Origin of the sequence: Methylobacterium sp. E-046 (assembly GCF_022829625.1) — a bacterium.
Taxonomy (GTDB): domain Bacteria; phylum Pseudomonadota; class Alphaproteobacteria; order Rhizobiales; family Beijerinckiaceae; genus Methylobacterium; species Methylobacterium longum.
This window is the reverse complement of sequence record NZ_JAKSYP010000176.1, coordinates 94,894-108,211: the sequence shown is the minus strand read 5'-3', so window position 1 is coordinate 108,211 and position 13,318 is coordinate 94,894. Positions and strand designations below refer to the sequence as shown.

Below are 13,318 nucleotides of genomic sequence, written 5' to 3'. Positions count from 1 at the left end.
TTGGACCGGTCGGACACCCTCGCGGCCCTGCGGCGCGGCGAGCTCGGCGGCGCCCGCGCGCTGCGCCTGCCGGACGGGCTTTCGGAGATCCCGCGCGAGGTCTTCGCCCTCGCCGACACGCTGGAAGTGCTGGATCTCGGCCGCGGCAGCCTGAGCGATCTCCCGGCGGAGTTCGGGCGCCTGCACCGCCTCCGGGTGCTGTTCTGCTCCGGCAATCCCTTCCCGCGGCTGCCGCCGGTGCTGGGCGACTGTCCGACGCTCAGCCAGCTGGGCTTCCGCGGCTGCGGCATCCGCGAGATCCCGGAGGAGGCGCTGCCGCGCGACCTGCGCTGGCTCACGCTCACCGACAACCGGATCGAGCACCTGCCGGCGGCCCTGGGGGAGCGTCCGCTCCTCCAGAAGCTCATGCTGGCCGGCAACCGGATCGCGACGCTGCCGGATCGTCTCGCGGGCGCGGAGAACCTGGAGCTGATCCGACTCGCCTGCAACCGGCTCGAAACGTTGCCGTCCTGGCTCGCCGACCTGCCGCGGCTCGCCTGGATCGCGTATGCGGGCAATCCCGCCGAATCCGCGACGGCGCCCACCGCGGCCCAACGGGTGCCCTGGGCCGAACTGGAGATCGGCGATCTGCTCGGGGAGGGCGCCTCCGGCCGGGTCCACCGGGCCGTGTGGCGCGGGCGCGGCGACGCGCAGGCCGTGGCCCTGAAGCTGTTCAAGGGTGCGATGACCAGCGACGGCCTGCCCGAGCGCGAGATGGAGGCCTGTCTCGCCGCCGGACCGCATCCGGCGCTAACCGGAGCGCTCGGCCGGCTGGACGGCCACCCGGAGGGCGCGCAGGGGCTGCTCCTGCGCCTGCTGCCGCCGCAGAGCCGGGTTCTCGCCGGGCCGCCGAGCCTCGCGAGCTGCAGCCGCGACGTCTACGATCCGGACCAGCGGTTCAGCCCGGACCACGCGCGGCAGATCACGCGGGCGGTGGCGGAGGCCGTGGCCCATCTGCACGGACGCGGCCTTCTCCACGGCGACGTTTACGGCCACAACATCCTCTGGGATGCCGAAACCGGTGCCGCCGTGCTCAGCGATTTCGGCGCCGCCTCGGCTCTGCCGGGAGGCGATGCCGGTGCGGCCCTCGCGCGGATCGAGGTCCGGGCGGTGGGCCTCCTGATCGGCGAGCTTCTCGATCGCTGCGAGGCGCCGCCGGCGAGGCTGCGCGCTCTCGAGCGCGCCTGCACGCACCCCGATCCGCACCGGCGGCCCAGCCTCGCGGAGGCGGTCGCCGAATTGCGGCATAGGCCGGCCTGAGCCGCCCCGGCGGCTGTCAATCGCGAATGTCGTCCGGCCGACGCACCACGACGGCGAACAGGTCGCCGAGCGCGGCGAGGCTCGCGGCCTGAAGCTGGGCAGCCTGCACCACGGAGCCGTCCGGCGCCGGCAGATCACGCGTGGCCGTCGCGGAGGCCACGACGGTGGGGCGGAAGCCGAGGTTGAAGGCGCTGCGGGCGGTGGAGTTGACGCACATATGCGTCATGAAGCCCGCCAGGACGACATCCTTCACGCCCGCCTTCTCCAGCTGCGCCTGGAGATCGGTGCCGACGAACGAACTCGGATAGGCCTTGGTGATCACCGGCTCGTCGCCCTGGGGCGCCACCTCCGGGCTGATCTGGCCGATGGGCGCGGTCACGTCGTAGGGCGAGCCCGGTCCGGCATCGTGACGGACGTGGAAGACCGGGATGCCGGCCGCCCGTGCGCGCTCCAGCAGCGCCGCAGCTTCGCGGAGCGCGGGCTCGACGCCGTCGAGCCGCATCACGCCCTCGCGGTAGGTCTGCTGCAGGTCGATCATCACGAGCGCCGAACCCTTGAGCGGTGCGGGCTCCGGATTCAGGCCTGACAGGCCGCGCAGGGTTGCTGGTTCGGACATCCGGTTTCTCCCAGAGCGTCGCCCCTGATCAGGGTGACCGACGGCGGCGCGGGACCCTACACCGGCGCGCCGCGCCGGCACCATGGGTTATCGGTGCTCCGTGCCCGCGCCGTCCGGCCCGCCGCCCTAGCGCGCGGGTGGCCCCGGATCGATCGCCTGCAACTCGTTGGCGGGCAGACCCGGACCGGCTTGGGCCTGCGCGCCGCCGCCGCGGGCGCGGTTGGCGAGGGCCACGGTCAGGCGCTCGGCCGTGTCGGGCTGCATCACCGCCAGGACCTCGGCCATCTTGCGCGGGTTCATGGCGAGCACGATCGGCACCAGCACGTCGTGCCCGAGCCGGTCGAACACCCGGGCGGCGTCCTTGGGCTTCATCGCCTCGTACATCGTGACGATGTTCTTCAGCCCCTGCTTCTCGGCCTCCTCCTTGGCCTTGGCGACGGAATCGACCTTGTCCTCGGCCTTCCTGAGGTCGCCGAGCCCGGTCTCGAGCTTCCGTTCGGCCTCGCCCAGCATCTTCTCGCGCAGTTCCAGCTCCTCGCTCTTCTGGCGCAGGGCGTCCCGCCGGGCGCCGAGCTTCTCCAGCAGGGCGCGCTCGGAGAGCGAGGCGGGCGGCGCGGCCGCCGGCTGCGGCACGGGGGCCTCCGGGGCCTTCTCGGCCGCGGCCGGCTCCGCCGTGGCGCCCACCGACCCGGTCGTGACAGGATCGGGAGGCTCGTAGCCCGTACGGGCCCGCGCCACCGCCCGCCCGAATTCCGGCAGCGCGACGCCCTCCGGCAGACCGGCTTGCAGCAGGCTGAGGAGCTTGAGCACGAGCAGCCCGGCCGCCGCCAGGGCCACGGCATCGACGAGGCGCAAGCGCCACGTCCGGGCGGGTTTCGGGGGCGCACGGCGCAGGGCCGTGCCGGCCCGGCGCAGTTTCTCCTCGGGATCCGGCTTCGGCGGGGGGATCTTCGGAGCCTTGACCCCGGTCACGCGGCGCGGGCCCGGACGCGCGCCAGGGCGCGCTCGCTCATGGCGAGCGCCGCCGCGGCGGCCACTCCGAGGCGCTCGCCGTTCGGGCTGCCGGTCTCGGAACGCCCTGCGGCCGGGACCTCACGGGTGATCGGAGCCGCCGGCGGCGGGGCGGGCGCCGGCTCGGGCCGCGCCGGGACGGCGCGCATCTGCGCCACGATGGCGCCGATGCGCGTGACCACCAGCTCGCCGGCCTCGACCTGCTGCGACAGCTCGGCGGCGCGGGCGGCGGCGGCCTGCAGGCGGTTGCCGAGGACGCGGTCGGATTCGTCGATGGCCGCGCGCAGGCCCGCGATGGCGCGCTCGGCGGTGCCGGTCGCCACCATCAGGTCGCCGATGGTCTGGCGCAGGGCCGCCTCGTCGCCCTTGAGCTGGCTGATCCGCCGCGACAGCCGCAGGGAGGTGACGATCGTCGCGGCCAGGAGGACCGCGACCAGGATGTCGGCGGCGAGGGTGACGAAGAGACTCATGTCGGGGCCCTCATCGTGCTCAGCTGTCCGAGCGGCTGTTCATCGAGGCCTCGTAGGCCTGGATCGTCGTGCGCGACCGGCGCAGGGGACGCGTGACCTGCACGGCGATGTGCCCGTCGACCCGGCCGATCCGCCCCTGCGTCAGGGCCCAGTCGCCGCAGCGGACGGTGATGAGATCGGACGGCTTGGCGTCGAACATCAGCGTCTCGCCGACCTTGAGGCTCATGACCTGCTTCAAGGGCAGCATCATCTCGTGCAGCACCGCGTCCATGGTGACGTCGGCCTGCCAGATCTCGGTGGCGAGGTGGCCCTCCCAGACGTGGTCGCGGCCGAGCTTCTCGCCCATGAAGCTCTGGGTCAGCAGCTCCCGGATCGGCTCGATCGTCGCGTAGGGGAACAGGATCTGCAGCATGCCGCCGCGCCCGTCGACGTCGAGGCGCAGGCTGATCAGGATCGCGGCGTTGCCCGGCCGCGTGATGGTGGCGAAACGCGGGTTGGTCTCGATCCGGTCGATGCCGAAGCTCACGGGCGAGAGCGGCTGGAACGACATCTCCAGGTCGCCCAGCACGATCTCCACGAGCCGGCGCACCAGGGTCATCTCGATGGCGGTGAACGGACGCCCGTCGAGGCGGCTCGACAGGCCGCCGCGCTTGCCGCCGAGCAGCAGGTCGAAGGTCGCGTAGGCGAGGTTGGAATCGACCGTGACGAGGCCCGAATTCTCCCACTGCTCGGCCCGGAACACCCCCAGGAGCGTCGGCAGCGGGATCGCGTTGAGGTAGTCGCCGAAGCGCACCGAGGTGATGTTGTCGAGGGTGACCTCGACGTTGTCCTGGAACAGGTTGCGCAGGGAGGTCGACAGCAACCGGATCATCCGGTCGAAGACGATCTCCAGCATCGGCAGGCGTTCGTACTGGACGACGCCCGAATCGACGATGGCCTGCACGCCCCCGGCCCCGGAGGCCGACAGCTCGCGCATGGAGAAGCCGAGGACGCCGTCGATCTCGTCCTGGTTCAGCACCCGGTCGTTGCCGGCGAGTTCGGGGAGGTTGTCGCTCTCCCCGTCCTCGATCATCGTCGCCCATTCGGCGGCGACGTCGCCCGCGTTGCGGGTGGTGCCCTGCTCGGCGAGCGCCGCCCCCCATTCCTCGGCGAGTGACGTGTCTCCGCCCTCGGCGCCCTGCTCCAGCAGGGCCGCCGACCAGTCGTCCTCCGGAAGTTCGTCCTCGGGTTCCATCAGGCGCGCTCGATCGTGGCCGGGCGGGAGTGGGACAGCGCTTCGGGCCGCATCACTGGACGATCACGTCCTTGAACAGCACGGCTTCCACCTTCGCGGGGAAGAGGGCGATGTTGACCCGCCGGAGCAGTTCCTCGCGCAGGCGGAACAGGCCCACCGATCCGGTGAGGTCGCTCGGCCGCAGTTCGCGCATGTAGATCTGCAGCGCGTCCTCGACGCGCGGCATCAGCGGCTTCACCTCCGCCTCGACCTTGCCGTCCTTGAGTTCGAGGGAGATCCGCACCTTCGCGAAGCGCGCCTTGTCCTGCGGCTGGTCGGGGCTGAGGTTCAGGAGCAACTCCCGAACCTCCACGAAGACCACCGGCTTCTTGCCGTCCGGGCCCGCCTCCTTGCCGCCCTCGCCGTGGCCGCCGCCGTGGCCGCCGCCCGACGCCGCTTCCGCGCCGTCGCCGTGACCGCCGCGCCCCTTCATCAGGAAGGCGCCCGCGCCGCCGCCCACCACGAGTACCGCGGCGGCCACGATGATCATGAGCTTCTTCTTGCCCTTGGGGGCGGCTTCGGCCTCGCCCCCCTCGGCGGGGGCCTTCTTGGGCTTCTTGGCCATGGAATGGTGCTCTCTGGCGGGAATCCGCGCGCCCGATACAAGCCCGATATCGAAGCAACTCGGTTAACGTGCCGTTAAGCAGGCAAATCCTGCCGGGCGAGGATTGCCGCTGCGCGGTCCGGCCCCTCGAGCGCAACCGACGCAGTTTCGGCCAAGCGCCTCTCCAGAAAAGGAAAATTCGCCTCCACTCCGATGGCACGGCGCATGCTGAATGGATTGTTGCCGCTCCTGCGGCGCACGAGTCCCAGAGTCCACGATGCAGAATGCTCTCTTCGTCGGCGTGTCGAGCCAAGTGGCGCTCCAGCGTGAGCTGGACGTGATCTCCAACAACATGGCCAACGTCTCGACCACCGGCTTCAAGGGCCGCTCCAGCCGCTTCCAGGAATACCTGATGCCGGTGGCGAGCGCGGATTCCTTCGCCCGGCCCGACCGGCGGCTGTCCTACGTCATCGACCAGGGCACGACGCTCGACCTCGGACAGGGCCCGATCGAGCAGACCGGCAACCCGCTCAACGTGGCCGTCAAAGGCTCGGCCTTCATCGCCGTCCAGTCGCCGCAGGGCGAGCGCTACACCCGCAACGGCGCCTTCGAGATCGACCCGCAGGGCGCGCTCGTGACGAGCGACGGCTACAAGGTCGCGGGCGACGGCGGCCCGATCACCATCAACCCGCAGGAGACCGGTCTCTCGATCGGGCCCGACGGGACGGTGTCGACCAAAATCGGCATCCGCGGCAAGATCAAGCTCGTCACCTTCGCCAACCCGCAGCGGCTGACCAACGAGGGCGGCAACCTCTACGCCTCGCCGGACCGGGCGCAGCCGGCCGGGCTCGAGGGCCGCCTGGAACCCGCGGCGCTGGAGCGCTCGAACGTGCGGCCGGTCATCGAGATGACCCGGCTGATGGACGTGAACCGCTCCTACGCGATGGTGTCGAGCATGATCTCGCGCCTCGACGACCTGCGGGGCACGGCGATCCGCCGCCTCGCCGACGTCGCGTAAGGGGACGGGATCATGCGTGCCCTCTACTCCGCCGCCACCGGCATGGCGGCCCAGGAACTCAACGTCCAGGTCATCTCGAACAACATCGCGAACCTGCGCACAACCGGCTACAAGCGCCAGCAGGTGCATTTCCAGGATCTGCTCTACCAGAACTTGCGCCGGGCCGGCTCGTCGACCTCCGAGCAGAACACCCAGCTGCCCGCCGGCCTCGCCCTCGGCTCCGGCGTGAAGACGACCTCCACCGCCCGGGTCATGTCGCAGGGGACGCTGTCCTCGACCGAGAAGGACTACGACGTCGCGATCCGCGGCGAAGGCTTCTTCCGGGTGACGATGCCGGATGGCCGCACCGCCTATTCCCGGGACGGCTCCTTCGACCTGTCCGCCTCGGGCCAGCTGGTCACCCGCGACGGCTACCTGCTCGACCCGGCCATCACCGTGCCGCAGACCGCGACCGCGGTCACGATCAGCGCCACCGGCGCCGTGCAGGCGACGCTGCCCGGCCAGACGGCACCGCAGGCGCTCGGGCAGTTCCAGCTCTCGCGCTTCATCAACAAGGTCGGCCTCGAATCGGTCGGCGACAACCTGTTCATCGAGACCGCGGCCTCGGGTCCGGCGATCAGCGGCCTGCCGGGCGCCGAGGGCTTCGGCAACCTCCAGCAGAGCTACCTGGAGGAGGCGAACGTGAACGCCGTCACGGAGATCTCGTCGCTGATCGCCGCCCAGCGCGCCTACGAGATGAACTCGAAGGTCGTGACCGCCGCCGACCAGATGCTCTCCACCACCACCCAGATGTTCCGCGGCTGACGCGACCGCCCAGGTTCCCGACGATGTACACCGGCATAAATTCCGACCCGGCCCTCGAGCCCGCCGACCTGCCCCTCCTCAGCACGGGGGCGGACGAGGGCGACCTCAGCCCGATCATCCGCCATGCCCGCCCGCGGGCCGCGCCCCTCGGCGCGGCGGTGCTGGTGCGCGCCATGCTGGCGTTCCTGGCCTTCGCGGTGCTCGGGGCCCTGGCGATCCCCGCGATGGCGCGAGCGGACGACCTGCGCCTGCGCGGCGACGTGACCGCCCGCGGCGACGTGCTGACGCTGGCCGACCTCGTGGAGGGCGCACCGGCCGCGCTCGCCGCCCGGCCGTTGTTCCGCTCGCCGGCCCTCGGCGCCACCGGAACGATCCAGACCCGGCGCATCGTCGAGGCAGCCACCGCCCTGGGCCTCGCCGGCCTCGAGACCGGCGGCCGGCTGCAGATCGCCGTCCAGCGGGCGGCCCGGCGCCTCGGGCCGACCGAGCTCGAGGCCGCCCTCAAGCAAGCCCTGCAGACCGGCTACGGTCTCGATCCGCGCGGCGTGGCGGTCCGGTTCGACGGCGACGGCCCGACCCTCCTGGCGCCGGTGGATCTCGAGGGCCACGCCGCCGCGCTCGACGTGACCTACGATCCGCGCACGCGCCGGGTGGCGGGCCTCGTCAGCCTGGGCGAGCGGCAGGCGTCGCTGCGGGTCTCCGGCGTCGTCATCGAACTGCGCGAGGTGGCGGTGCTCGCCCGCGGGCTCGCCCGGGGCGAAGCCGTGAAGGAGGGCGACGTCGTCATGGAACGCCGTCCCCGCGAGGCGGTGGCGGCCGACGCGCAGGGCAGCGCCACCGCGATCCTGGGCGAGGTCGCGCAGCACGCGCTCCCGGCCGGCACGGCGCTGCGGATCGCCGACACCGCCCCGCCCGAACTCGTCGCCCGGGGCGAGACCGTGACCATCGTGTACGAGACCGCGAGCGTCAGCCTGTCGATGCGCGGCCTCGCCAGCGAGGGCGGCCGGATGGGGACCGTCGTCAACGTCGTCAACGTCGCCTCCAAGAAGGTTCTCCAGGCCACCGTGGTCGGCCCCGGCCGGGTCTCGGTGAGTCCCAGCCCCGCCGCGCAGCAGGCCGCTGGGGCCGCGTCGCTCCAGGCGACCGCCTCCCTGCGCTGAGCGCCCGTTCCGTACGCGTCGAAGAGTGATTGCCCGATGGCCAGCCGCCTCGTCCTGAACCCGCTCGCCGCCGCGCTGATCGCTGGCGCCCTCGGTGCCTGCAACACCGCCGACCGCCTCTCGCAGGTCGGCGCGACCCCGGCCCTCTCGGCCATCGAGGACCCCACCACCCAGCCGGGCTACAAGCCGGTGCGGATGCCGATGCCCGACGTGCAGCCGGTTTCGTACGCGCCGAATTCGCTCTGGCGCACGGGCTCCCGCGCGTTCTTCAAGGACCAGCGCGCCGCCCGGCTCGGCGACATCCTGACCGTGAAGGTGAAGGTCACCGATCAGGCGAACATCAGCAACGAGACCAAGCGCTCCCGGGCGAACACCGAGAGCTTCGGCCTGCCGAACGCCCTCGGCCTCGAGAACAACGCCGTGGGCAAGTCCCTGGGCGTCGGCGGCACCGCATTGCTGGCGGCCACCTCGGCCACCGCGAACGACGGCGCCGGATCCGTCCAGCGCACCGAATCGGTGACGACGAACGTCGCCGCCGTGGTCACGCAGGTCCTGCCCAACGGCAACCTCGTGGTCGAAGGCAAGCAGGAGATCCGGGTCAACTTCGAGATCCGCGAGATGGTCGTCGCCGGCGTCGTCCGGCCGGAGGACATCGAATCCGACAACACCATCGACTCGGCCAAGATCGCCCAGGCCCGGATCGCCTATGGCGGGCGCGGCCAGATCACCGACGTGCAGCAGCCGCGCTACGGCCAGCAGATCGTGGATATCCTGCTGCCGTTCTAGAGCCGATCAGCTCGGCTCCTCCGGCTCCGGGCCGCGCGTGACGTCGAGGCCGGAACCGGCCCCCACCGGGGGGCCGACCTTCACGGCCGCGCCGGTGCGGGCGGCCTCGTAGATCGCCTCCATCAGCACTTGGTCCTGCAGGCCCTCCTCGCCGGGGGTGCGCGGCCGCAGGTTCTCCTGAATGCAGCGGGAGAAGTGGTCCATCTCCAGGGCGAACTGGTTCTTCGCGCCGAAGACCTTTTCGTCCCGGGCGGCGTTCTTGCCGTCCTTGTGGCCGATATACAGGCGCTGCCCCTCGTACGCGAAGGCGTTCTGGAGATCGATCGCGGCGTTGGTGGTGTGCAGGGTCAGGGAGCGGGCCTCGTAGACGCCGTAGCTCGTCAGGCACTGGGCGACGACGCCGGACGGGAAGCGCATCGTGAAGCTCACCGTCTCCTCGACCTCGCGGAACTTCGGATCGTCCGGCGGCGAGTGGACCTGCGCCTGGATCAGGTCCGGCTCCTCGCCCAGCACGGCGCGGGTCGTGTTGAGGCAGTAGAGCCCGATATCCGGCAGGGAGCCGCCGCCCGCCAGGGGCTTGCGCAGGCGCCACTGCTCCGGGAGTCCGGTGGTCTGGCCGTTGAAGGCCTGGATCATCCGCGGCCTTCCGAACTCGCCCGAGCGGGCGATCCGGATCACCGCCCGGTTGTGCGGCTCGTACTGGCAGCGATAGGCGATCATCAGCTTGACGTTGGCCTTCGCGCAGGCCGCGATCATGTCGCGGCATTCCTGCGACGAGGTGGCCATCGGCTTCTCGCAGAGGACCTGCTTGCCCGCCGCCGCCGCCGCCGCGACGTTGTCCCGGTGCACGCCGTTCGGCGTGACGATGTAGACGGCCTGGACGTTCGGATTGGCCTTCAGGCGGTCCCAGGCGTCGTAGCCGTAGACCGCCTCCTCCGGCAGGCCGTACTGCCGCGCCACCAGCTTGGCCTTGTCGGGGGAGCCCGACATCACCGCCGCCAACCGGGAGCGCTTGGTCGCCCCGAACGCGGGAAGAATCTCGTCGAGGCTCAGGCGCCCGAGGCCGACGACGCAGTAGCCGACGCGCTGGTCCGGCGGCTGCGGCGCCGGCGTCGGCGCGGGGGGGCGATCGCCGGAACCGCGCCAGTTGGGGAACATGACCCGTCCGCCCTGGACGGCGCCGGTATCGGCCGGGACGGCCGGCGCTGCCGGAGCCGCCTGCGCCGCGCCACCCACGGCGGCACCCGCGAGGGCGCCGCCCGCGGCGAGGAGATTGCGTCGTGAGAGCCGTGTGTCGTCCGTCATGGGCCTCGCCGTGTCGCCGGATCCAGGATGCGACCGGCGGAGGATGGTCCGCCGGCCGCCACCTCAGTGAACGCTGTCGGACTCGGCGACGGTTCCGGCCATCGGCGCGGTGCGCGGACGCGCCACCTCCGGGACGTGGGACGGGATGGGCGGGGAGGGCCGGTGGGCCGCCTCGGCGGCCGGCGCCGGCTCGAAGGTCAAGCCGACCAGATCGCCCGCCCGCCAGGCCACGGAGGCGCGCCGCGTCTCGCCGCGGCTGGGGATGACGAGGTCGAAGCGCTCCGGCAGCGCCGCGACGGGCGGGACCCGGATCCGTGCGCCGTCCAGCGACACGTCGCGGACGGCGCAGGCGATCTCAGGCATGAAGGTCGCGACGCGGGCGTGACCGGCGAGGCAGACGCGGCGGGCGGTGCGGCGGCGTTCGAGCACGGGGGCGTGTTCCTGACGGGGGCGATCATCCCCGACAACCGTCAGGCGGGCCGCCGAGGCCTGCCCGGCCGAACGCAACCTCCGGTTTACCTTAACACCGCCGTCACGCGGGCGGCGGAGGGTCCGGCGCCTCCACCTCGCCCCGGCGCTGGAGTTGCAGGGCGACGAACCAGCACAGGGACGCCCAGGCCGCGCCGATACACCAGCCGGCGAGCACGTCGCTCGGCCAGTGCACCCCGAGATAGACGCGGCTGAGGCCGACAAGCAGCGTCACGGTGACGCCGAGGCCGAGCATGAGCGCCTTGCCGCTCCGGTTCCGCTCGACCCGGGCGATCAGAGTGGCCAGCGTCAGGTAGGCGATGGCCGACATGGTGGCGTGGCCGCTCGGGAAGCTCGCCGTGAACACCTCCATGCCGTGCGGGACGAGGTCCGGCCGCGGCCGCTGGTAGAACAGCTTCAGGATCGTCGAGACCAGCTCGCCGCTGCCGACCGCGGCGAGGACGAAGACGCCGATCCGTCTCCGCCCGGAGACGGCGAGGTAGCCCGCGACCGCGCAGGTCAGGAACAGCACCGTGAAGACGCTGCCGAGCCCAGTGATGTCGCGCATCGTCTCCTCGAGCCAGGGGGGCCCGATCGGATCGGCGGGGTCGGCCGGGTTGCGCAGGCTGAGCAGGATCCTGCGGTCGAGCGCCGCCGTGGAGCCCTCGCCGACCTCGTGGGCGAGGTAGAAGAAGCCGTAGCCGAGGATACTGAGGCCGAGCAGGGCCACGAGGGGGCCGACCTCGTTCAGGCGCAGCCGGAGCCAGACCGCCATGGCGGGCTCGACCAGCCGGTTCTGCCGCAGGCTTCCGGGCACCCTCATGATGCGCATTCCGCGCGAGCTACCGACGACATCAGGCGTTCTCTCCGAAGGGCAGGCGCGCCACCGGCGCCCAGGGACCGCCCAGGTAGCGCCACAGGAGGGTCGCCGGCGCCGTGAAGTGGAACGGCGCGAAGCCGGCCGACAGGTCGGCGTGGAGGGCGCGGGCCACGTCCGGTGCGACCTTGTTCTGGACCGTCACGTGCGGTCGCCAGCCCTGCCGGTCCTGCGCGGTGAGAAACGGCTCGAACCCCTTGGCGAGCCGGGCCCGGAAAGTCGCCAGCCCGCCGGAATCCAGCACGTAGGCGACGCCCCGGCCGGTGAAGCGCAACCCCGTCACGGCGACCTCCGGGGGCGGCACGGCGCGGGCCAGGGCCGTGATCGCCTCGATCACGCCCCGCTCCCGGTCGCCCGGGAGGTGATGGAACAGCGTCGCGTGGGCCGGGATGCGGTTCAGGGCCTCCGGGAAATGGCGTCGCCGTTCGGCGTCGAACCGCGCGAAGGTCGGCTCGTCGAAGGCGAGGGTCAGGATCAGGGGGGCCGTGTCTGTCATGGTCAGCGAGATGGCGCCCGAAGCCGCTCAGGTCCAGTACAGCACCCGCGCCGCCGGCAGGTCGCGGGCGAGACAGGCGGTGAGGTGCGCGCGCATCGCCTGCATCAGCGGCTTGGGGAAGACGTGCTTGACGGTGCCGAACTTGGTCCGTTTCTCCACGCGCTCCGCCTCGTCGAGGGGCAGGTCCGAACCCGGGTACCAGCCGCGCAGGACCGCCTTGGAGCCCGGCGTGAAGCGGTGGGTGATGAGTTCCGCGGTCAGGTCGAGGCCCGGCACGCCCGCCAGCGCGTCGGCGGCGTCGCGGATCAGCCCGGCATAGGCCTCCTCCCAGCCGGCCACCGGCAGGATCGGCGCGATGGTCAGGCCGACCGGGTAGCCGGCCCGTGCCGCCTGGCCCAGCGCGCCGAGCCGCGCGTCCAGGGGATCGGTGCCGCCCTCATACCGCGCGGCGGCCCGGGCATTGACCGAGAAACGGATGCGGGTGCGCCGGTTGTGCCGCAGGTCGAGGAGCGGGGCGATCGCCGCGAACTTGGTGGTGAAACGCAGCTGCACCGGCGCGTCCCAGGCGCCGAAGTGGCGGATCGCCGCCGAGAGCGAGCCGGTGAGGTGCTCGATCCCGAGGGGATCGGTGTAGCAGGAGGCTTCGAACGTGGTGCCCTCCTGCGCCCTCTCGGCCGACGCCGAGGTGACGGCGCCGCGCCCGGCATATGCCGCGAGGTTGCCCAGGATCGCGTCGAGATTGGCGTAGGCGCGCGTCACCGGCGGTCCCTGAAGCGAGCCGGCGAGGTAGCAGTACTGGCAATGGGCCGGGCAGCCTTCGGCGAGGTCGAAGCGCCAGTCGGCCGAGGGGGGGATCGGCTGGAGCCGCAACTTGGTCGGCGGCGCCACCGTGAGGGCGAGGGTCGCCTTGGCGGCCACGTAGGCGCGGCGCGGATCCGGCTCGCGCGGGGCCGGGATGCGGTTGGCGGCGAGCCGTTCCACCGGCAGGCCCTCGGCCTCGGCGCGGGCCACCATGGCGCGCCCGTGCGCGTGCTCCAGAGCGGCCGGCGTCACCAGGATCCGGCGCGGCCGCCACAGGCGGGCGGGGCGCGGAGCGCTCACGGTTTCCGGAGCGTCGAGTGCCAGGGCGGACGAGAGGCCGGACGAGGAAGGCATACCGGTCGAACGCGCGCCCTGCGTGCCGGGTCCGGT

15 protein-coding genes are annotated in these 13,318 nt (G+C 72.2%); 5 read left to right on the top strand and 10 right to left on the bottom strand.

Annotated features, from left to right (window positions below):
* Positions 1–1,299 (top strand): leucine-rich repeat-containing protein kinase family protein, encoded by a 1,299-nt coding sequence (locus MKK82_RS17455; RefSeq protein WP_238287292.1) that lies wholly within the window; start codon positions 1–3, stop codon positions 1,297–1,299.
* 16 nt (positions 1,300–1,315) lie between these two features.
* Here the strand turns inward: MKK82_RS17455 and MKK82_RS17450 are convergent, their stop codons facing one another.
* The 5 genes from MKK82_RS17450 to fliL form a co-directional block, all read right to left on the bottom strand.
* Positions 1,316–1,915 (bottom strand): cysteine hydrolase family protein, encoded by a 600-nt coding sequence (locus MKK82_RS17450; RefSeq protein ID WP_238287290.1) that lies wholly within the window; start codon positions 1,913–1,915, stop codon positions 1,316–1,318.
* A gap of 126 nt (positions 1,916–2,041) precedes the next feature.
* Positions 2,042–2,887, bottom strand: a complete 846-nt coding sequence (locus tag MKK82_RS17445; protein WP_373323319.1) for a MotE family protein — start codon at positions 2,885–2,887, stop codon at positions 2,042–2,044.
* A complete protein-coding gene (locus tag MKK82_RS17440; RefSeq protein WP_238287288.1) occupies positions 2,884–3,396 on the bottom strand; it encodes a DUF6468 domain-containing protein in 513 nt (170 codons plus the stop codon). Before MKK82_RS17440 ends, MKK82_RS17445 begins: the two co-directional genes overlap by 4 nt.
* Before the next feature lie 19 nt (positions 3,397–3,415).
* Positions 3,416–4,633 (bottom strand): flagellar motor switch protein FliM, encoded by a 1,218-nt coding sequence (gene fliM / locus MKK82_RS17435; protein WP_238287382.1) that lies wholly within the window; start codon positions 4,631–4,633, stop codon positions 3,416–3,418.
* Between the two features lie 49 nt (positions 4,634–4,682).
* Entirely contained in the window at positions 4,683–5,234 is a 552-nt protein-coding gene (gene fliL, locus MKK82_RS17430) for a flagellar basal body-associated protein FliL (protein WP_238287286.1), read from the bottom strand.
* Between the two features lie 256 nt (positions 5,235–5,490).
* Between fliL and flgF the strand changes: the two genes are divergently transcribed.
* From flgF to flgH, 4 genes are read left to right on the top strand one after another with little or no spacing between them, the layout of a single operon-like run.
* Positions 5,491–6,231: a flagellar basal-body rod protein FlgF gene (flgF, locus tag MKK82_RS17425; protein WP_243986343.1), complete on the top strand. Its 741-nt coding sequence runs from the start codon at positions 5,491–5,493 to the stop codon at positions 6,229–6,231.
* A 12-nt stretch (positions 6,232–6,243) separates the two neighbouring features.
* Complete coding sequence (flgG, locus tag MKK82_RS17420) at positions 6,244–7,035, top strand: flagellar basal-body rod protein FlgG (RefSeq protein WP_238287282.1); 792 nt, start codon at positions 6,244–6,246, stop codon at positions 7,033–7,035.
* A gap of 23 nt (positions 7,036–7,058) precedes the next feature.
* The gene (gene flgA, locus MKK82_RS17415; RefSeq protein WP_238287280.1) at positions 7,059–8,195 is read left to right on the top strand and encodes a flagellar basal body P-ring formation chaperone FlgA; all 1,137 of its coding nucleotides are present in this window, start codon (positions 7,059–7,061) and stop codon (positions 8,193–8,195) included.
* Between the two features lie 36 nt (positions 8,196–8,231).
* Positions 8,232–8,981: a flagellar basal body L-ring protein FlgH gene (gene flgH / locus MKK82_RS17410; protein WP_238287277.1), complete on the top strand. Its 750-nt coding sequence runs from the start codon at positions 8,232–8,234 to the stop codon at positions 8,979–8,981.
* Positions 8,982–8,987: 6 nt separating this feature from the next.
* Here flgH and MKK82_RS17405 read toward each other — a convergent pair whose 3' ends face one another.
* From MKK82_RS17405 to MKK82_RS17385, 5 genes are all read right to left on the bottom strand, one after another.
* A complete protein-coding gene (locus tag MKK82_RS17405; RefSeq protein WP_238287275.1) occupies positions 8,988–10,286 on the bottom strand; it encodes a Gfo/Idh/MocA family protein in 1,299 nt (432 codons plus the stop codon).
* A 63-nt stretch (positions 10,287–10,349) separates the two neighbouring features.
* Positions 10,350–10,715, bottom strand: coding sequence for a PilZ domain-containing protein (locus tag MKK82_RS17400; protein WP_238287273.1), 366 nt, complete (start codon positions 10,713–10,715; stop codon positions 10,350–10,352).
* Between the two features lie 103 nt (positions 10,716–10,818).
* Positions 10,819–11,577: a phosphatase PAP2 family protein gene (locus MKK82_RS17395; RefSeq protein ID WP_238287271.1), complete on the bottom strand. Its 759-nt coding sequence runs from the start codon at positions 11,575–11,577 to the stop codon at positions 10,819–10,821.
* A 31-nt stretch (positions 11,578–11,608) separates the two neighbouring features.
* Complete coding sequence (locus MKK82_RS17390; RefSeq protein ID WP_238287270.1) at positions 11,609–12,127, bottom strand: 2'-5' RNA ligase family protein; 519 nt, start codon at positions 12,125–12,127, stop codon at positions 11,609–11,611.
* 27 nt (positions 12,128–12,154) lie between these two features.
* The gene (locus tag MKK82_RS17385) at positions 12,155–13,282 is read right to left on the bottom strand and encodes an SPL family radical SAM protein (protein ID WP_238287269.1); all 1,128 of its coding nucleotides are present in this window, start codon (positions 13,280–13,282) and stop codon (positions 12,155–12,157) included.
* Between the last annotated feature and the right edge of the window lie 36 nt (positions 13,283–13,318).

Coding starts and splice junctions, on each gene's coding strand:
- MKK82_RS17450 (WP_238287290.1), bottom strand. CDS start 1,915: ATGTCCGAACCAGCAACCCTGCGCGGCCTGTCAGGCCTGAATCCGGAG.
- MKK82_RS17440 (WP_238287288.1), bottom strand. CDS start 3,396: ATGAGTCTCTTCGTCACCCTCGCCGCCGACATCCTGGTCGCGGTCCTC.
- fliL (WP_238287286.1), bottom strand. CDS start 5,234: ATGGCCAAGAAGCCCAAGAAGGCCCCCGCCGAGGGGGGCGAGGCCGAA.
- flgF (WP_243986343.1), top strand. CDS start 5,491: ATGCAGAATGCTCTCTTCGTCGGCGTGTCGAGCCAAGTGGCGCTCCAG.
- flgG (WP_238287282.1), top strand. CDS start 6,244: ATGCGTGCCCTCTACTCCGCCGCCACCGGCATGGCGGCCCAGGAACTC.
- flgA (WP_238287280.1), top strand. CDS start 7,059: ATGTACACCGGCATAAATTCCGACCCGGCCCTCGAGCCCGCCGACCTG.
- flgH (WP_238287277.1), top strand. CDS start 8,232: ATGGCCAGCCGCCTCGTCCTGAACCCGCTCGCCGCCGCGCTGATCGCT.
- MKK82_RS17405 (WP_238287275.1), bottom strand. CDS start 10,286: ATGACGGACGACACACGGCTCTCACGACGCAATCTCCTCGCCGCGGGC.
- MKK82_RS17395 (WP_238287271.1), bottom strand. CDS start 11,577: ATGAGGGTGCCCGGAAGCCTGCGGCAGAACCGGCTGGTCGAGCCCGCC.
- MKK82_RS17390 (WP_238287270.1), bottom strand. CDS start 12,127: ATGACAGACACGGCCCCCCTGATCCTGACCCTCGCCTTCGACGAGCCG.
- MKK82_RS17385 (WP_238287269.1), bottom strand. CDS start 13,282: ATGCCTTCCTCGTCCGGCCTCTCGTCCGCCCTGGCACTCGACGCTCCG.